This window comes from Streptomyces sp. CB00455 (assembly GCF_001905445.1).
GTDB lineage: Bacteria > Actinomycetota > Actinomycetes > Streptomycetales > Streptomycetaceae > Streptomyces.
In genome coordinates this window covers 75,628-93,018 of record NZ_LIVQ01000013.1, presented here as the reverse complement: position 1 = coordinate 93,018, position 17,391 = coordinate 75,628, and the positions used below count along the sequence as shown (strand labels likewise).

At 72.5% G+C, this 17,391-nt stretch carries 16 protein-coding genes and 1 tRNA gene; 10 read left to right on the top strand and 7 right to left on the bottom strand.

The annotated features are described in order from the left end of the window. Positions 1-19: 19 nt before the first annotated feature. Positions 20-1,042, bottom strand: coding sequence for a CBM35 domain-containing protein (locus tag AMK16_RS32430; RefSeq protein ID WP_073920917.1), 1,023 nt, complete (start codon positions 1,040-1,042; stop codon positions 20-22). Positions 1,043-1,110: 68 nt separating this feature from the next. Further along, a complete protein-coding gene (gene cdgB, locus AMK16_RS32425) occupies positions 1,111-2,835 on the bottom strand; it encodes a diguanylate cyclase CdgB (RefSeq protein ID WP_073920916.1) in 1,725 nt (574 codons plus the stop codon). Positions 2,836-3,136: 301 nt separating this feature from the next. Between cdgB and AMK16_RS32420 the strand changes: the two genes are divergently transcribed. Continuing rightward, on the top strand, positions 3,137-3,706 hold the full coding sequence (locus AMK16_RS32420; RefSeq protein WP_073920915.1) for a flavin reductase family protein: 570 nt from the start codon (positions 3,137-3,139) through the stop codon (positions 3,704-3,706). A 102-nt stretch (positions 3,707-3,808) separates the two neighbouring features. Here AMK16_RS32420 and arfB read toward each other — a convergent pair whose 3' ends face one another. Continuing rightward, entirely contained in the window at positions 3,809-4,243 is a 435-nt protein-coding gene (gene arfB, locus AMK16_RS32415) for an alternative ribosome rescue aminoacyl-tRNA hydrolase ArfB (RefSeq protein ID WP_073920953.1), read from the bottom strand. 142 nt (positions 4,244-4,385) lie between these two features. Here arfB and AMK16_RS32410 point away from each other — a divergent pair, with 142 nt between their 5' ends. Together AMK16_RS32410 and AMK16_RS32405 are read left to right on the top strand one after the other, a co-directional pair. Next, complete coding sequence (locus AMK16_RS32410; protein WP_030009238.1) at positions 4,386-4,961, top strand: TerD family protein; 576 nt, start codon at positions 4,386-4,388, stop codon at positions 4,959-4,961. A gap of 79 nt (positions 4,962-5,040) precedes the next feature. Then, positions 5,041-5,559 (top strand): GNAT family N-acetyltransferase, encoded by a 519-nt coding sequence (locus AMK16_RS32405; RefSeq protein ID WP_073920914.1) that lies wholly within the window; start codon positions 5,041-5,043, stop codon positions 5,557-5,559. A gap of 2 nt (positions 5,560-5,561) precedes the next feature. Here AMK16_RS32405 and AMK16_RS32400 read toward each other — a convergent pair whose 3' ends face one another. Together AMK16_RS32400 and AMK16_RS32395 are read right to left on the bottom strand one after the other, a co-directional pair. Beyond that, complete coding sequence (locus AMK16_RS32400; RefSeq protein ID WP_073920913.1) at positions 5,562-6,974, bottom strand: M1 family metallopeptidase; 1,413 nt, start codon at positions 6,972-6,974, stop codon at positions 5,562-5,564. Positions 6,975-7,046: 72 nt separating this feature from the next. Continuing rightward, positions 7,047-7,586 (bottom strand): GlcG/HbpS family heme-binding protein, encoded by a 540-nt coding sequence (locus tag AMK16_RS32395; RefSeq protein ID WP_073920912.1) that lies wholly within the window; start codon positions 7,584-7,586, stop codon positions 7,047-7,049. 962 nt (positions 7,587-8,548) lie between these two features. Between AMK16_RS32395 and AMK16_RS32390 the strand changes: the two genes are divergently transcribed. The 3 genes from AMK16_RS32390 (at position 8,549) to AMK16_RS32380 (ending at position 11,011) form a co-directional block, all read left to right on the top strand. After that, positions 8,549-9,811 carry a sensor histidine kinase gene (locus AMK16_RS32390; protein WP_073920952.1) on the top strand — a complete coding sequence of 421 codons (1,263 nt, stop codon included), beginning with the start codon at positions 8,549-8,551 and terminating at the stop codon, positions 9,809-9,811. Then, positions 9,808-10,431, top strand: coding sequence for a response regulator (locus tag AMK16_RS32385; protein ID WP_073920911.1), 624 nt, complete (start codon positions 9,808-9,810; stop codon positions 10,429-10,431). Before AMK16_RS32390 ends, AMK16_RS32385 begins: the two co-directional genes overlap by 4 nt. Positions 10,432-10,507: 76 nt before the next feature. Continuing rightward, on the top strand, positions 10,508-11,011 hold the full coding sequence (locus tag AMK16_RS32380; RefSeq protein ID WP_073920910.1) for a hypothetical protein: 504 nt from the start codon (positions 10,508-10,510) through the stop codon (positions 11,009-11,011). Positions 11,012-11,262: 251 nt separating this feature from the next. Here the strand turns inward: AMK16_RS32380 and AMK16_RS32375 are convergent, their stop codons facing one another. Then, the gene (locus AMK16_RS32375) at positions 11,263-11,937 is read right to left on the bottom strand and encodes a pentapeptide repeat-containing protein (protein WP_073920909.1); all 675 of its coding nucleotides are present in this window, start codon (positions 11,935-11,937) and stop codon (positions 11,263-11,265) included. 292 nt (positions 11,938-12,229) lie between these two features. Between AMK16_RS32375 and AMK16_RS32370 the strand changes: the two genes are divergently transcribed. Further along, positions 12,230-13,609 carry an NAD(P)/FAD-dependent oxidoreductase gene (locus AMK16_RS32370; protein ID WP_073920908.1) on the top strand — a complete coding sequence of 460 codons (1,380 nt, stop codon included), beginning with the start codon at positions 12,230-12,232 and terminating at the stop codon, positions 13,607-13,609. Between the two features lie 98 nt (positions 13,610-13,707). Here the strand turns inward: AMK16_RS32370 and AMK16_RS32365 are convergent. Further along, positions 13,708-13,780, bottom strand: a tRNA-Thr gene (locus tag AMK16_RS32365). Between the two features lie 193 nt (positions 13,781-13,973). Here AMK16_RS32365 and AMK16_RS32360 point away from each other — a divergent pair. The 3 genes from AMK16_RS32360 to AMK16_RS32350 all read left to right on the top strand — a co-directional run bounded on the left by AMK16_RS32360 (position 13,974) and on the right by AMK16_RS32350 (position 17,380). Then, positions 13,974-15,341 (top strand): RNA-guided endonuclease InsQ/TnpB family protein, encoded by a 1,368-nt coding sequence (locus AMK16_RS32360; protein ID WP_242439027.1) that lies wholly within the window; start codon positions 13,974-13,976, stop codon positions 15,339-15,341. A gap of 303 nt (positions 15,342-15,644) precedes the next feature. Continuing rightward, positions 15,645-16,733, top strand: coding sequence for an ABC transporter ATP-binding protein (locus AMK16_RS32355; protein ID WP_073920906.1), 1,089 nt, complete (start codon positions 15,645-15,647; stop codon positions 16,731-16,733). Between the two features lie 233 nt (positions 16,734-16,966). Continuing rightward, entirely contained in the window at positions 16,967-17,380 is a 414-nt protein-coding gene (locus AMK16_RS32350; protein ID WP_073920905.1) for a hypothetical protein, read from the top strand. Positions 17,381-17,391: the final 11 nt, after the last annotated feature.

The window sequence follows — 17,391 nt, the reverse complement described above, 5'->3', positions numbered from 1 at the left end:
GGCAGACCCGCTTCGGGGGTCAGAACCGTTCGAGCCAGAGCTGGTCGATGTTGACGTTGCACTTGTTGCCGGCCTCGCACGACAGCTTGACCGTGTTGGCACCCTGAACGAGGGTCACCTGGCCCCAGGTCGTCTGCCAGCCCTTCTCCCAGTCGCCCTTGGGCGACTTGGCGAAGTTGCGCATACTGATCGGCGCCCCGTTGGGCGTGCCGTTGACGGTCAGGGTGCCGTCGGCGTCCTCGCCCGGGATACCGAAGCGCACGTAGAACTTGTACTTCCCGGCCTTGGGAACGTCCAGGCTCCAGGTCACGGCCGCACCGGGCTGGTTGAAGTTGCCCACGTACTGGCCGCCCGAGCTCTTCGAGCCCGGCACCGTGCTCTGCAACTGCGCGCCGCCGCTCAGCACCATGCCCGCACCGGCGGCCTCGCCCTTCGGGAGCGGGGCCTCGGACGGCTTCGGGGAGCCGCCGCTCGGGGCGGGGGACGCGGGATCCTGCGGGGCCGCCGACTGCTGGCCGCCGTCCGCCTTGTCGTCCTTCTTCTCGTCCTTGCCGCCGAAGGCCACGGCCGCGCCGATGCCGATCGCGACCGCGCCGACCACCGCTATCGCCGCGATGATCAGGCCCTTGCGGCTGGAGCCGCCGCCACCGCCGCCGTGCCCGCCGGAGTGCGAGAGGGTCTGGGTCTGGTGCTGGGGGGGCTGCGCCTGCGGCGGAACGCCGTAACCACCGGCCTGGAGGGCCTCGGGAGCCTGGTACTGCGCCTGGTAGGGGGGCTGGCCCTGCTGGGGAACGGGGCCGCGCGGGCCGCCGCTGCTCCTGCGGTCGCCGACCGTCCGCACCTGGTGGTGGGAGGTCCGCGGAACGCCGGGCTGCGTACCGGGGTGACCACCGGCCGCCGGACCGGGGTAGCCGTATCCACCGCCCGAGCCGGGCGGGGTGGCTCCGGCCGCCTGGCCGTCCGCGTAGAGATAGCCGAACGGATCATCGTCCTCGGGCTTGTTCGCCCCACCGTGCGGGCCGTTGTTCGCGGGCGTCGTCATCGCAGGTCACTCCTTTCGACCCCCGGGAGCCTACCCCGAACACGTGCGCCCACGGGCGGCCGATCGCCTCAGCCGGCCCTGCGGTGCGCCTTGGAGCGGGACCGCTTCTCGATGTACATGCGCTGGTCGGCGGAGCGCAGGACCTCGTCCGCCGACATCCCGCAGCTGGCCCAGCCGATGCCGAAACTGGCCCCCACGCGCACCGCGCGGCCGTCCACCCGGATCGGCGGGATGATCGCGTTGCGCAGCCGGACGGCGAGGTCGGCGGCGTCCGCGGCGCCGAGCCCGTCGGCCAGGACGACGAATTCGTCACCACCCAGCCGGGCGACGGTGTCACCGTCCCTGACACCGGTCGTCAGCCGCCGTGCCACCTCGATCAGGACCGCGTCACCCGTGTGGTGCCCGAACCGGTCGTTGATCGACTTGAAGCCGTCGAGGTCGCAGAAGAGCACCGCGAGGCCCTTCGTGCCGTCGTCGGCCTCGGTCGCGGGCGCCACGGTGTGCACGTGGTGGTCGTAGGGGCCGTCCACGCCCCCGGCCGCCGCACCGCCCGGGAACTGGAAGGCATCGGCACCGCCGTACCGGTCGGTCCCATCGGGCGGGAAGCCGTGCTCGCCGGCGCCCCCCGCCGCGGCCCGCGCCGCGTGGCCCGGGTATCCCTCCCGGCCCTCGTAAGCTGCGTCCAGGGCCTCCACAGCGGTAGCCCGTACGGACTGCGGTCTGCGGCACAGCCGCGCGCCGAGCCGGGACCGCAGCTCGGCGCTGTTGGGCAGGCCGGTCAGCGAGTCGTGGCTGGCGCGGTGGGCGAGCTGGAGCTCGTGCCGCTTGCGCTCCTCGATGTCCTCGACGTGGGTGAGCAGGAAACGCGGCCCGTCGGCGGCGTCGGCGACCACGGAATTGCGCAGCGAGACCCACACGTACGTACCGTCCCGCCGGCCGAGCCGCAGCTCGGCGCGGCCGCCCTCGGCGGAGGTGCGCAGCAGGGTGCCGATGTCCTCGGGGTGGACCAGGTCGGAGAAGGAGTAGCGGCGCAGGACGGAGGCCGGCCGGCCCAGCAGCCGGCACAGCGCGTCATTGGTCCGCAGGAGCCGGCCGTGCTGGTCGCCGCCCATCTCGGCGATGGCCATGCCGCTGGGCGCGTACTCGAAGGCCTGCCGGAAGGACTCCTCGCTGGCGCGCAGCGCCTGCTGCTCGCGCTCCAGCCGGACCAGGGCGCGCTGCATGTTCGCGCGGAGCCTGGCATTGCTGATCGCAATCGCCGCCTGGAAGGCGTACATCTGGAGCGCTTCGCGGCCCCACGCGCCGGGCCGGCGCCCGTTGCGCGGTCTGTCCACCGAAATGACACCCAGAAGTTCCCCGCCGGACGCGTACATGGGGGCGTAGAGCCGGTCCTCGGGGTGCCACTCGTCCTGGAACCGCGGCTCGGGGCCCTCGGTGTGCCACTGGGGGACGTCGTCCTCCATCAGGACCCAGCCCTCGGTGTGCGGGATGAAGCGCAGCCCGTCCCAGTTCTCACCCATCGTCAGGCGGCGTTCCCAGGAGCTGCGGGAGCCGACGCGACCGGTGATGAGGGCTTCGGCCGCGGGGTCACCTGCGAAGGCGGCGACGACGAGATCACCGTCAGGGCGTACGAGGTTGACACAGGCGAGTTCGTAGCCGAGGCCCACGACGATGCCGTCCACGACGGTCTGCAGGGTGTCGGCCAGGCTCCGGGCCGTGTTGAGCTCGGCCACCACCCGGTGCAGCTGCCGCAAGGTCGCAAGACGGACGTACGGCTCCGACTCGGTCTCCATTGCTCGCTCTCCCCGAGACCTCGACAGCAACTCCATGTTTGTCATCGGCGTTTCGTTGCGGTGTCCCGTCCACTGAATCACAGTGAGCTGTGCGGCCGGTACACAGGGTCAACAAATCTTGCCCTCTGTGACTTAAGTCACATGAAATGCATTACAGTGCCCCACGGGGCGCCCGAGGGCTGGGAGCGCTCCCCCTCATTGGCGGAAGCAAACGATACGCCCGGGCCTAGGCCAAGCGGCGGGGGCGCGACTCGGACCGGGGCCCGATGTGCCCGCGGGAGGGCGGGATTAGCGTTCGAACGTGCTGAAGACGACCCCCGTACCCCTTACGCCCCGCGCCGCCCCCCATGCTGAGGGGGTGAGCAACGAAGAGTTCAGGGCCGCCATGTCCCGGCTGGCGGCGGGCGTGTGCCTGGTCACCGCGCACGAGCCCCCTCTATCGGCGGACGGCCCGCGCGGTGAGGACGTCGGCATGACGGCGACCGCCTTCATGTCCGTCTCCCTGGACCCGCCGCTGGTGCTGGTGAGCCTGCGCGAGGGCTCCCGCATGGACGACCTGCTGGCGGAGCAGCCGCTGTGGGCGGTCTCGCTCCTGGCGGACCACCAGCTGCAGGTCGCGGGCCGCTTCTCGATGAAGGGGCGGATCAGCGACCGGCTCCTCTTCGCGGACCTGCCCTGTGTACGCGGTGAGGTCTCGGGCGCCCAGGTGCTGAGCGGTGCGCTGGCCACCCTGGAGTGCCGTACGGAGAACCGGGTCGAGGCTGGCGACCACACCCTGGTCATCGGCCGCGTCCTGACCGCCTCCCTGCCCGCGCCGGACGCCCAGCCCCTGACGTACTTCCGCGGCCGCTACCGCCACCTCGGCCAGTGACACCGGAAGGGGCCCGCCCGGAGGATGCGGGGGCGCCGCTCGCACGCACGGCCCGCCCGGCGGACGCGGGCCTGCCGCTCGCACGTACGGCCCGCCCGGCGGCTACCAGTCGCGGCCGGTGCGGCCGCGCTTGGTCTCGGCCCGCGCCTTCTTCTCGCGCAGGCGCCGCTCGTTGATCCCGCGGGGGATCTTCGTCGCCCGGCGCGCCTTCGGCGGCGGCGCCGTCGCCTCGGCGAGCAGCGACGCCAGCCGCACCAGCGCCATCTCCCGGTTGCGCAGCTGCGAGCGGTGCTCCGAAGCCCGTACGGTCACCACCCCGTCCACCAGCCGCGGAGCGAGCCGCTCCAGCGCACGCGCCTTCCACACCTCGGGCAGCGCCTTCGTCGCCGCCAGGTCGAACAACAGCTCCGCGCGCGAGTCCGAGGTGTTCACGTGCTGACCGCCCGGCCCGGAGGACCGCGAGAAACGCCAGGCGAGCTCGCCCTCGGGGAGCACGACCGAACCGCGGATGACATAGGGACCAGGCATGCCCCCTATGATCCGTGCCCCGCCACGCCCCGTCACCCTCATTTCCCCGGACGCTCCGCGCGGGAACCGGGCAGCCCCTCGTCGCGTTAGGGGGATGAGCGGTAATTTGACCGCCTGTACGTGCATGTCGGATGAGGAAAGGGACATTCCCATGGCTGTCAGCCTGTCCAAGGGCGGCAACGTCTCGCTCTCGAAGGAGGCCCCCGGCCTCGCTGCCGTCACGGTCGGCCTCGGCTGGGACGTCCGCACCACCACCGGTGTCGACTTCGACCTCGACGCCTCGGCCATCGCGGTCAACCCGACGGGCAAGGTCGTCTCCGACGGCCACTTCGTCTTCTTCAACAACAAGTCCACCCCGGACCAGACCATCGTCCACACCGGTGACAACCGCACCGGCGAAGGCGCCGGCGACGACGAGGCCATCAACGTCAACCTCGCCGGCCTGCCCGCCGATGTCGACAAGATCGTCTTTCCGGTCTCCATCTACGACGCCGAGGCCCGCAGCCAGAACTTCGGCCAGGTCCGCAACGCCTACATCCGCGTCGTGAACCAGGCCGGCGGCGCCGAGATCGCCCGCTACGACCTCTCCGAGGACGCGGCCACCGAGACCGCCATGGTCTTCGGCGAGCTCTACCGCAACGGCGCCGAGTGGAAGTTCCGCGCCGTCGGCCAGGGCTACGCCTCCGGCCTCACCGGCATTGCGCAGGACTTCGGCGTCAACGTCTGAGTCCGGCCCCGGCGGACACACCGCAGGCGAAGGCCCCTCCCCGGCCGTCCGGGGAGGGGCCTTCGCTACCGTTCACCAGGTGATTCTCCAACCGCTCGTCCCCGTGGACGGCGCCCTGCCCGGTCCGGTCCTCACCGAGATCGCCGCCCTGTACGCGACGAACCACACGTTCTTCGAACTGAGCGGCGACTTCCCCGACCCGAACCGCATCACGGTCGAACAGGTCGCGGCCTCACTCGCCGACGAACTCGCCCTTGACGGCGCCGAGATCCTCCTGGCCCGCTCCGCCGGCCGGCTCGTCGGCCTGGCCGTCACCCTCGCCCGTCACCCCGACCCGGCCTCCGGCGATCCGGACCCGTGGATCGGCCTGCTGCTCATCGACGCCACCGCGCACCGCGAAGGGTACGGCCGCGCCCTGGCCACCCTCGTCGAGGACCGCTTCCGCGCCGCCGGCCGCACGGGGGTGCGCCTCGCCGTACTCGACGACAACTCCACGGGGCTCGCGTTCTGGCAGTCCATGGGGTATTCGCCCCTGCGCCGGTCCAAGGACCGCGAACGGGGCCGCGACTGCACGGTGCTGCGCAAGCCGCTCACGTAGCGTCAGCGGGGGCGGGCCTGCCCGTACAGCCAGACGTCCCAGACCTTCTTCAGGTCGTGCCCGGTCTTCTCCTGCGCGTAGGCCGTGAACGCGGCCGTCGTGGCGTTCCCGTGCCGGTGCTCGGCGGCCCAGCCGCCGAGCAGGGCGGAGAACTTCTCGTCGCCCACCTCCTGGCGGATCCGGTGCAGCACCATCGCCCCCCGGTGGTACACGGGATCGCCGGAGATGTCCTCGGGGCCGGGCGGGGCAGCCGGCGCAAAGGCGTACCAGTCGGATCCCGCCTCCGCGTCCACCTCGGTGTCGCCGGTCAGGAAGGCGTCGAAGTGCTCCTGCGCGGTGGGCCCGCCGTGGTCCTCGGTCCACAGCCACTCCGCGTAGGTCGCGAAGCCCTCGTTGAGCCACATGTCCTTCCAGGACGCCGGCGACACCGAGTCGCCGAACCACTGGTGGGCCAGCTCGTGCAGGACGAGCTCCTCGGAGGACGGCGCCCCCGAGAAGACCGGCCTGGTCTGCGTCTCCAGCGCGTAGGTGAGGCTCCCGGCGGGCAGCACGATCGCCCCCGCCGTGCCGAAGGGGTACGGGCCGAAGCGGGCGCCGGCCCACTCCACCATCTCGGGCAGCCGGGCCAGCTTCGCGGCGCTCGCCGCCGCCTCGCCGGGCGCCACCGCGTTGTACAAGGGCACCCCCGAGGGGGTCCGCCCGGTCGCCACCTCGTACTTGCCGACGACGGCGGTCGCCAGGTAGCTCGCCATCGGTTCCGGGCTGTGCCAGGCGAACGCGGTCCGCCCGTCGGGCCGCGTCGTCCGCGAGCGCAGCTCGCCGTTCGACACGGCCTCGTAGCCCTTGGGGACGGTGAGGGTGATGTCGTAGGCGGCCTTGTCGCTGGGATGGTGGTTGCCCGGGAACCAGGTCATCGAACCGACCGGCTCGCCGACGCCGACCGCACCGTCCCCGGTGGTGATCCAGCCCTCCTTCGCACCGTCCGCGTCCGTCAGGGCCTTCGGCTTGCCGCTGTAGTCGACCTCGGTGCGGAAGACCTCGCCCTTCTCCAGGTCCTCGGCCGGGCGCACGGTCAGCTCGTTGCCGCTGCGGTTGTACCGGGCCCCGGCGCCCTGCACCGTCACCTCCTCCACCTCCAGGCCGCTGAGGTCGAGGTTGAAGGCGCTCAGCCCTTGCTCGGCGCGGGCGGTGATCACCGCGGTGCCGTGCAACCGCCCGTCGGCCGGGTCGTAGTCCAGGTCCAGCTCGTAGTGGTCGACCTGGTAGCCGCCGTTGCCCGCCTTCGGAAAGTACGGATCGCGCAGCCCCGACGCACCCGGCCGCCCCTGCACGGCGCTGCCCGTGCACCCTGTGGTGAGGGCGAGCAGGGCAGCGACGGCGGGGGCGGCGAGGCGGGAGAGCGCGCGGTGTTCCACACGCTCGATCCTAGGCGGGGCGGGATCGCTCTGCGGGGGAGTCGGCGCGTGAGGGCGGCCGGAGGGCGGGCGCTACTTGCCGAGCGCGTCGACACCCGCCTTCGCGAACTTCTCGTCCAGATCCCCGCTCGGCGCACCGGCCACGCCGACACCGGCGACCGGCGCGCCGCCGGCCTGCACGGGGGTACCGCCCGCGAGGAAGAGGGTGCCGGGGATGTCCTTCAGGTTGGGGGCCTGGGCGAGACGGCCCGCGAGCACCGAGGTGGGCGCGTTCCAGGACACGGCGGTGTAGGCCTTGCGCTGCGCCGACTCGTAGGACTGCGGTCCGGCGCCGTCGCCGCGCAGGGTGACGATGGTGTTGCCGTTGCGGTCCACCACCGCGACGGTCACCTTCTGGTCCTCCTTCTGCGCGGCCTCCAGCGCGGCCCGGGCGGCGCGGGTCGCGGCGTCGACGGTGAGGTGCGTACTGGTGGTGAAGTCCTTGTCGTCCTTGGCGGCAACGGTGTGGGCGGGCGTACCGGTGGTGGCACTGGCACTGACGGCGCCGAAGGCCCCGGCGCCGAGCGCGACGACGAGGGCGGTACCGGTGAGAACGCGGGTGCGGGTCTTCATCTCTGCTCCTGAGAACGGTGAACACGGTGAACACGGTGACGGCGTGGAAAACCCGAGCCCGCCCACCGACCGGCGGCGGCCGGTCCGAGGCCGGTACTGCCGACCGGACGCCCATCCCCGACAGCTGCCGAACGGCCAGTCCGCTCCCCCGTACCGCCAGACCGGCCCGAAGCCAACGGGTGCTGCGTCCGCCCGGGTTGGTCGGACGCTGCCCATCAGGCGGCGTGGCCGAGCGAGCTGCTCGGCCACTGCCGATCAGGCGGCTTGGGCGGGATGGCTGGTCGGACGCTGCCCATCAGGCGGCGTGGCCGAGCGAGCTGCTCGGCCACTGCCGATCAGGCGGCTTGGGCGGGATGGCTGGTCGGGTTGTCGCTCGGGCGGGCCGGGACGGCCCTCCACTGCTCCAAGCCTGTCCCGGAACGCCCCGCCACCCCGTCCCCGTTCCGGCTCCCGCCCCCTACCGCACCGGCTGACCCCCGTGTCATCCGATCGGCCGATGCGCCTCACCCCAGCCCCCGTATTGGCTGTTCCCGGCCTTCCTGCCAGAAACCACCCGGCCCTGCCGACGCTCCCGGCTGCCCCACCGACACTCACCGACCCCGGCGGAGAATCAAGCCCCGCCGGCGTGTGAGGCGCGGGGCCCGGGGCGGAGCCCCGATCGGTAACCCGCACCACCCCCGACCCGCACCGGCGACCATTTTCCAGCCCCGCCGGCGTTTGAGGCGCGGGGCCCGGGGCGGAGCCCCGCAGCGGCGCCGCACCTGCGACGGCACCCCACCGACCCCCACCGGCCCCGGCCAGCCCCGGCAGAGGCCGACCCCCTACCCCCGCCGAGCGCCGCAGGCACCCGGCACCCGGCACGATGGGGACACGCCCCCACCCCAGGAGCCCCCGTGACCCCCGCACCGCCCCCGCGGCTGCACCCCCCGGCCGACCCGGACACCCGCGCCCTGGCCGCCGTCATGCACACGGCGTTCTTCCTGCTCCTCGGCGCCTCGGTGGCGCGCTTCCTCCTGCGCCACCCCTACGGCCCCCGCACCCCCTGGATCATCGCCCTCAGCATCACCCTCGCCCTGCTGTACGTCCTCGGCCCCGCAGCCGGCGCCACCCGCACCCCCGCCCCCGCCCTCTCTCAGACCCCGGCCCCGGCCCAGACCCCGGCCCCGACCCCGACCCCCTCGCTCCCGCCCCGCACCACCCCCACCCCCACCCCCGGCCCCAGCGCCACCCCCAGCCCCGCAGAACACCAGCCACCCCGCCGCCTCCTCTGGCTCGGGCTGGTGGTCGCCACCTGGGTGGTCCTCGTCGTCCTCGCCCCCAGCTTCGCCTGGTGCGCCGTCCCGCTCTTCTACACCGCCCTGCGCACGCTCCCCCCGCGCGCCGCGATCGTCCTCGTCGCCCTCCTCACCGTCTTCGTCGTCATCGCCCAGCTCCAGCTCGCCCCCGCCTTCGACCCCAACCTCCTCCTCGCCCCGCCCGCCGTGGCCGCCCTCGCCACCGCCGTCTTCGTCCACATGGAGCGCCAGGCCCAGGCCCAGCGCATCCTGATCGACGACCTCATCCGCACCCGCCGGGAACTGGCCGCCACCGAACGCCGCGAGGGCACCCTCGCCGAGCGCCAGCGCCTCTCCATGGAGATCCACGACACCCTCGCCCAGAACCTCTCCAGCCAGCGGATGCTGCTCCAGGCCGCCGACCGCACCTGGGACACCGAGCCGGCCACCGCGCGCGCCCACGTCCGCACCGCCACCGGCATCGCGGCCCGCGGCCTCGCCGAGGCCCGCCGCCTCGTCCACGACCTGGCCCCGGCCGAACTCGCCGACGGCGCCGGCCTCGCCGACGCCCTGCGCGCCCTGGACGCCGGGCCGGGCGTCCGGGTCCGCTTCCACCTCGAAGGCACGCCGGCCCCGCTGCCCGACCGCGTCCAGTCCGCCCTGCTGCGCATCGCCCAGGGGGCCCTGGCCAACGTCCGCGAGCACTCCGGCGCCCGCACCGCCGCCCTCACCCTGAGCTTCCTCGGCGACCAGGTCGTCCTGGACGTCGCCGATGACGGCCACGGCTTCACCCAGCCCCGCGGCGGCGCCACCACCCCCTCCGAGCGCGGCCACGGCCTGCCCGCCATGCGCGCCCGGGTGCGCCAGCTCGGCGGCACCCTCACCATCGAATCCACGCCGGGCGAAGGCACCGTGCTCTCCGCCGCCATCCCCCTGGAGTCCACCCGATGACGACGATCCTGCTCTGCGACGACCACGTGGTGGTCCGCGCCGGACTGCTGGCCCTCCTCGACAGCGAGCCCGACATCGAAGTCCTCGGCGAAGCCGGCAGCGGGGAGGAGGCGGTCGCCCTGGCCGCGAAACTCCGCCCCGACGTGGTCCTCATGGACCTCCAGCTCGGCGAGGGCATCGACGGCGTCGAGGCCACCCGCCGCATCACGGCCCTGCCCACGCCTGCGCACGTCCTGGTCCTGACCACCTACGACACGGACGCCGACATCACCCGCGCCATCGGCGCGGGCGCCACCGGCTACCTGCTCAAGGCGGAACGCCCCGAGGAACTCTTCGCCGCCATCCACTCCGCCGCCCAGGGCCGCACCACGCTCTCCGCGCCGGTGGCCAGCCGCGTCATGGCGCACATGCGCGGCGCCCGGCCCACGCTCACCGACCGCGAGCTGGACATCCTCGGGCAGCTGGCCCGCGGCCTGGGCAACCGCGACATCGCCCGCGCCCTCTTCATCAGCGAGGCCACCGTCAAGACGCACCTGAGCCGCATCTACGACAAGCTCGGCGTCGACACCCGCGCCGGCGCCGTCTCGGTGGCCAAGGAACAACGCCTCCTGCCGTCCTGACCGCCCCCGGCGCCACGGGCCACCCGCTCGGCCGGCGGGGTGAGGGGGCGCCCCGGACCGTGACACCATCGGGTACGTGCTCGACATCGGCTACTCCCTCTCCCGGCGCTTCCCCGACCCCCCGCAGACCGACTACCGCTCGGCGGACGTCCACACCCTGCGCCACGACCTGTTCTGCGGGGACGTCTACCTCGCCGACACCCACGCGGACCGGGAAGTGTCCACAGCCTGGGGATGGGTGCCCGTACTCGACTTCGCCTGGGCCCTGTGCGACATCGTCGAGCAACTCGACCAGGACCCCCGCGGCAGCCGCTCCGCCCACCGCCAGTACGCCGAGCTCGACTTCACCGAATCCACGGACCGGATGCTCTTCGAGCGCCGCTTCGGCTGGGTCGACGTGGAGGCCGACTGGATGCCGGGCGACGAGGATCCGCTGACCTTCAGCCACCGCCTGCTGCGCCGCGAGGCCCGCGACTTCCTGCACGACCTCATCGCCGACCTCGTCGACATGCACGAGGACCTGGCCGACAACCCCGTCATCTGGACCCTCCAGTCCCGCTTCCCCCGCGTCCCGGCCTGACCCCACGGCCACCGGACGCGGCCTGCGCAACGGCCACCGGACGCGGCCTGCGCAACGGCCACCGGACGCGGCCTGCGCAACGGCCACCGGCCACCGGACGCGGCCTGCGCAACGGCCACCGGCCACCGGCCTGCGCCGCCGCCCCGGCGCGGCGGCTCTCGGATCAGGCCACCGGTCCCGTGCACCGGCCGAGGCCCGGCGGCACCTGCGCCCGGGCCCGGCTACGGCTACGGCTACGGCTACGGCTACGGCTACGGCACCACCCGTACCCCCACCTGCGCCGCCAGTGCCGGGGCCAGGTCGAAGAGCTGGGACGGGCTGATCACCGCCCCGGCCAGCGCATCCACCCCCCGCGCGATCTCCAGCACACCCGTGGCCCGCAGATCCACGTCCGTCATCCGCGCCCCGCTGAAATCCACTCCCCGCAGCGCACAGTCCCGGAACTCCACGCGCTCCAGCACCGCGCCCCCGAAGTCCGGCTCCACCAGCACGCAGCCCTCGAAGACCACGTCCCGCAGCCGTGCCTTCCGCAGGTTCAGGTAATCGATCTTGCCGCCCCGGACCACCACGCGCTCCAGCACGGCCCCGTGCAACTGCACACCGCCCAACCGGGCGTCCACCAGCTCCACGTCCCGCAGCGAAGCCTCCGACAGGTCCGTCCCCACCCCCCGGACCCCCTCCAGCACCGAGTCCACGAACCGCGCCTTCGCCAGCCCCGCCTCGTCCAGCGCACACCGCCGTACCGCGCAGTCCAGGAAGCGGGCCCCGACGCCCTCCTCCCCGGCCAGATCCAGATCCGCGAACTCCACACCGTCGTAGTCCCCGTCCGGCTCCAGGCCGCCCCCCGGCCACACCGCCAGCTCCGGCAACCGCACCTGCGGCCGCCGCGCCGCCTTCACCGTCTCCTGCTGCCCTTTGCGCGCCATGCCCCCATCGTGGCCCACCCCACCGACACCCCGGCCCCTCGCGAGCCCGCCGGTCAGTGACCGCCGGGCGTGGCCTGCCGATCCGGCCGGGAGCCCCCACAGCCGCGCCGGTCGTCCCACCGGACCCGCGAGCCGGCCACCACCGGCCACCACCGGACGCCGCCGGCCGGCCGCGCCCCCACTACGCCTCACCCCACCCCGCCCACACCGTCCATCAGGCCTGGAAAGACCCCGCACCGCACGACACCCCGTCCCTGGACACCCCTCCGAGACGGGGTGTACCAACTCCCCCATGACGATCAACGGCGGCATTTCCTTCTGGTACGCGACCGACCGCACCACCCCCGCCACCCCACCCCGCGCGCCCCTCACCGCCGACGCCACGGCCGACGTCGTCATCGTGGGCGGCGGCTACACCGGCCTGTGGACCGCGTACTACCTCAAGCGGTCCGCGCCCGACCTGCGCGTCACCGTCCTGGAGCAGAAGTTCTGCGGCTACGGGGCCTCCGGCCGCAACGGCGGCTGGCTCTACAACGGCATCGCCGGCCGCGACCGCTACGCCTCCCTCCACGGCCACGACGCCGCCCGCCGCCTCCAGCGCGCCATGAACGACACCGTCACCGAGGTCATCGACACGGCCGCCGCGGAAGGCATCGACGCCGACATCCACCGCGGCGGCGTCCTCGAAGTCGCCCGCACGCCCGCCCAGCTCACCCGCCTGAGGGCCTTCCACGCCGCCGAACTCGCCTTCGGCGAAACCGACCGCGAGCTCCACGACGCCACCGCCACCCGCGCCCGCATCGACATCGCCGACGCCGTCGGCTCCACCTGGAGCCCCCACGGCGCCCGCATCCATCCCCTGAAGCTGGCCAGGGGCCTGGCCGCCGCATGCGAGCGCCTGGGCGTGGTGATCCACGAATCCACGCCGGTCACCGAGATCGCTCCGCGCAGGGCCGTCACCCCCTACGGCACCGTCCGCGCCCCGCACGTGCTGCGCTGCACGGAGGGCTTCACCGCCGCCCTCAAGGGCCAAAAACGCTCCTGGCTCCCGATGAACTCCTCGATGATCGTCACGGCCCCGATCCCGGAGTCCACCTGGAAGCAGCTGTCCTGGTCCCACTCCGCGCTCCTGGGGGACATGGCCCATGCCTACATGTACGCCCAGCGCACCGCGGACGACCGCATCGCGATCGGCGGCCGCGGCGTCCCGTACCGCTTCGGCTCCCGCACGGACAACGACGGCCGCACCCAGAACGCCACGGTCGATTCCCTGCGCGACCTCCTGTACTCCTTCTTCCCCGTCCTGACCGGCACGGAGATCACCCACGCCTGGTCGGGCGTCCTCGGCGTCCCGCGCGACTGGTGCGCCACCGTCACCCTGGACGCGACCACGGGCCTCGGCTGGGCCGGCGGCTACGTCGGCTCCGGGGTCGCCACCGCCAATCTGGCCGGCCGCACCCTGCGCGATCTGGTCCTCGGTGAATCCACCGGGCTGACCACCCTCCCCTGGGTCAACCACCGTGTCCGCCGCTGGGAGCCGGAACCCTTCCGCTGGCTCGGCGTCCAGGCCCTCTACGCCGCCTACCGCGAGGCCGACCGCCGCGAAAGCGCCACGCACGCCCCGACGACGGCCCCGCTGGCCCGCCTGGCCGACCGCATCTCGGGCCGCTGACCGCCCCGGAACACGGTCGAAGGCCCCGGACCACAAGGGTCCGGGGCCTTCGACCGTGTATGCATCCCCTCGGTCGGCAGGAGCCTGGCCTGGGGTAGAGCCGCCTATCGGAATCGAACCGATGACCTGGAGCTTACAAGGCAACCGCTCTGCCAACTGAGCTAAGGCGGCACGGGTGACACTGCGCGAAGCACAGAATCGCCTTCACTTTACACAGCCTCCGAGCTCGGTCGCGAAGAGCTTTCCGAGGAACGTAACCTCTCGCCCTCCTGTTCGTTCTCCGTACAGAGGTGCACATCCGACTATCGGAACGTAAAACCGGGGAGGGACTGTGGCCGGTGCCGCAGACCAAGGGGATCGTGTCGTGAGCACGGCGACCGAACGCGTCAAACGCGAGGTCCTGGGCATCCCCGAGCCCCGGAAGTACCGGGGAGCCGCCCCGCGAGCGCTCACCGGTCGGGCCCCGGAGCCGGGTACGCAACAGCGGGTCTACCGTTACCGCTTCTATCCGACCGAGACGCAGACCCGTCAATTGATCCAGACGTTCGGCGCCTGCCGGTGGGTCTACAACGAAGGGCTGGCTCTGAGGGCGAACGCCTGGCGGGATCACCACGTCTCGGTCGGCTTCGCCGAAACGTCCCGCGCGCTGACCGGCTGGCGCCGGGCCGCTGGGACGTCGTGGCTCCGGGACGTGTCCTCGACCGTCCTCCAGCAGTCCCTGCGCCACCTGGACTCGGCCTTCACCCGCTTCTTCCGAGGGACGGCGAAGTACCCGAAGCCGAAGCGCAAGAGCAGGTCGCGGGATGCGGCGACGTACGTCCGTACCGGCTTCCGCTACCGCGAGGATCCCGAGCGGCCGGGTACGGGGTCCATCGCACTGGCGAAACAGAGCGACCCGTTGGACGTGCGGTGGTCCCGGCCGATACCCGCGGGGCTGACCCCGGTGAAGCTCACGGTCACCCGCGACCGAGCCGGCCGCTTCTTCCTTCACGTCCTGGTGGAGGAACGGATCGCGCCCCTGCCTGCCGCGCTCGTCCCGGGCGCGGACGCTCCCAAGGCGGCCGGCTTGGACCTGGGCCTGGCGGCCCTCGTGACACTGGACGACGGCAGCACCGTGCAGCATCCGCGTTTGCTGCGGAAGTACGAGAAGAGGCTTGCGCGGCTCCAGCGGGAGCTGCACCGCAAGCAGAAGGGATCGTGCAACCGGAGGAAGGTCCGCGGGAAGATCGCCGGGCTCTACGCCTTGATCAGCGACGTCCGCGGGGACGGACTCGACCAGCTCACCACCCGCCTCGTGCGCGAGAACCAAGTGCTCGTGGTGGAAGACCTGGCTGTCGCACACCTGATGCGCTCCGCGTCCGGGGTGGGCCGCCGCCGGAAGGCCAGGCTGAGCGAGTCGATCGCCGATGCGGCCTGGGGTGAGCTCCTGCGCATGCTCCGGTACAAGTGCGCCTGGTACGGGCGCACGCTGGTGATCGTCGACCGCTTCTTCCCTTCGACGCGGCGTTGTTCCGCCTGCCACGCGAAGGGTGAGCGCCTCCCGCTGTCCACCCGGTCGTGGACCTGTGCGGAATGCGCGGTCACCCATGACCGTGACGTGAACGCCGCGGTGAACCTCCGGGACGAGGGGCTGCGCCTGTACCGGGAGGTGGCCATGGCCCTGCCCCCGGGGCGGCTGCCGCCCGCCGTCATCCGGGCGTCGAAACCGGCGAAGGGTGCCGCGGCGGTATGAGCCTCGTTCGGTTACAGGCCGACGGGCCGTCGGTCTTAAGCCTGTGGAGTCTGTGTCAGTCCTCGGCGCGTGGTCCCCAGGTCCGCGCACCGAGGCAGCGGACGGTGAAGCAGGAACCGCCGCTCGTGAGGGCGCGGCTCGGTCAAAAGTGTGTTGCTCTGCCACCAGGTCGCAATTCACGCGTCCGGGGGTGCTGACAGGAGCGGTCCGGGCCGGTAGCGTCGGGCGGAGTCCGGGTTACTGGACTAGACCTTCCACTCGGATCGTCCGGCACGTTCCTGCCGGTAGAAGGGATTCACCACCATGGCTTCTGTCACCTTCGACAAGGCGACCCGTCTGTACCCCGGCGGCGACAAGCCCGCCGTCGACCAGCTGGAGCTGGAGATCGAGGACGGCGAGTTCCTCGTCCTCGTCGGCCCCTCCGGCTGCGGCAAGTCGACTTCGCTGCGCATGCTCGCCGGCCTGGAGGACGTCAACGGCGGCGCCATCCGCATCGGCGACCGCGACGTCACGCACCTGCCGCCCAAGGACCGGGACATCGCGATGGTGTTCCAGAACTACGCGCTCTACCCGCACATGTCGGTCGCCGACAACATGGGCTTCGCGCTCAAGATCGCGGGCGAGGACAAGGCCACCATCCGCAAGAAGGTGGAGGACGCGGCCAAGATGCTGGACCTCACCCAGTACCTGGACCGCAAGCCCAAGGCGCTCTCGGGCGGCCAGCGCCAGCGCGTCGCCATGGGCCGCGCGATCGTGCGCAAGCCGCAGGTGTTCCTGATGGACGAGCCGCTGTCGAACCTCGACGCCAAGCTCCGCGTGTCCACCCGCACGCAGATCGCGGCGCTCCAGCGCGACCTCGGCATCACGACCGTCTACGTCACCCACGACCAGGTCGAGGCCATGACGATGGGCGACCGGGTGGCCGTCCTGAAGGACGGTCTGCTCCAGCAGGTCGACACCCCGCGCAACATGTACGACCGCCCCGCGAACCTCTTCGTCGCCGGCTTCATCGGCTCCCCCGCCATGAACCTCGTCGAGGTCCCGATCGCCGACGGCGGCGTGAAGTTCGGCGACAGCGTCGTCCCGGTGTCGCGCGAGGCACTGTCGGCCGCCGCCGACGCGGGCGACCGCACCGTCACCGTGGGCGTGCGCCCCGAGCACTTCGACATCGCCGGGAGCGGCGGACTGAGCATCGTCGTCAACGTCGTCGAGGAGCTCGGCGCCGACGGCTACGTCTACGGTTCCACCTCCGCCGCCGAGGGCTCGCAGGACCTCGTGGTCCGCGTGGGCGGCCGGCAGGTCCCGGAGAAGGGTTCGACCCTGCACGTGGTGCCGCGGGCCGACGAGATCCACGTGTTCTCGACGTCCTCCGGGGCGCGACTCTCCCGCTAGTCCCGCCCACACGGCACACACGGCACACGGCACACACGGCACACACGGCACACAGGACAGGAAGGGGCGCCCCCGCGGGGGCGCCCCTTCGCCGTACGCCGCGGCAAACCCCGGGCAGACCGGGCCAATAGACCCCACCCCGTCAACCTCCGATTCGAAAAGCCACGTCGAACCGTCCCCCGACAGAGTGACTGAATGTCGCCACATCTTCACCGAGCGCTACTCTCGCCTTCGTGACCCACACTGCCCGCCGTATCGGCCGTTCCCTCGCCCTGGTCCTGCCCGTCGTCCTGGTCCTGTCCGGGACCCTCGCGGTCACCATGGTCCCCTGGGCGGACACGTCCTCCTCCCAGGTCCTGACCGCCTCCGCCCAGGGCGTCTCCGCCCCCGCGAAGCCCGTCGCAGCCCAGGACGTGCTGCGCGACAAGCTGCTGAGCGAGCTGCAGCAGGGCGAGGAGCCGGGTGACGTCCTCACCCATCTCCAGCAAGAGGTGGACCGGCGCCCGTCGCTGGGCCGGCACTGCGTGGGGATCGCGCGGGCGCTCGGGCGCGCGGCCGTCGACATGTACGGCCCGACGAAGGCGCAGTCCTTCGCGCGCCCCGTGTGCGACACCTCGTACGCGTCCGGCGTCGCCTCCATGGGCTGACCCGGCCGGTC

Bases quoted from the DNA above. Each gene is read 5' to 3' on its own strand.
- AMK16_RS32430 (WP_073920917.1), bottom strand. From the start codon at position 1,042: ATGACGACGCCCGCGAACAACGGCCCGCACGGTGGGGCGAACAAGCCC.
- AMK16_RS32410 (WP_030009238.1), top strand. From the start codon at position 4,386: ATGGCTGTCAGCCTGTCCAAGGGCGGCAACGTCTCGCTCTCGAAGGAG.
- AMK16_RS32355 (WP_073920906.1), top strand. From the start codon at position 15,645: ATGGCTTCTGTCACCTTCGACAAGGCGACCCGTCTGTACCCCGGCGGC.
- cdgB (WP_073920916.1), bottom strand. From the start codon at position 2,835: ATGGAGACCGAGTCGGAGCCGTACGTCCGTCTTGCGACCTTGCGGCAG.
- AMK16_RS32385 (WP_073920911.1), top strand. From the start codon at position 9,808: ATGACGACGATCCTGCTCTGCGACGACCACGTGGTGGTCCGCGCCGGA.
- AMK16_RS32390 (WP_073920952.1), top strand. From the start codon at position 8,549: ATGCACACGGCGTTCTTCCTGCTCCTCGGCGCCTCGGTGGCGCGCTTC.
- AMK16_RS32375 (WP_073920909.1), bottom strand. From the start codon at position 11,937: ATGGCGCGCAAAGGGCAGCAGGAGACGGTGAAGGCGGCGCGGCGGCCG.
- AMK16_RS32395 (WP_073920912.1), bottom strand. From the start codon at position 7,586: ATGAAGACCCGCACCCGCGTTCTCACCGGTACCGCCCTCGTCGTCGCG.
- AMK16_RS32370 (WP_073920908.1), top strand. From the start codon at position 12,230: ATGACGATCAACGGCGGCATTTCCTTCTGGTACGCGACCGACCGCACC.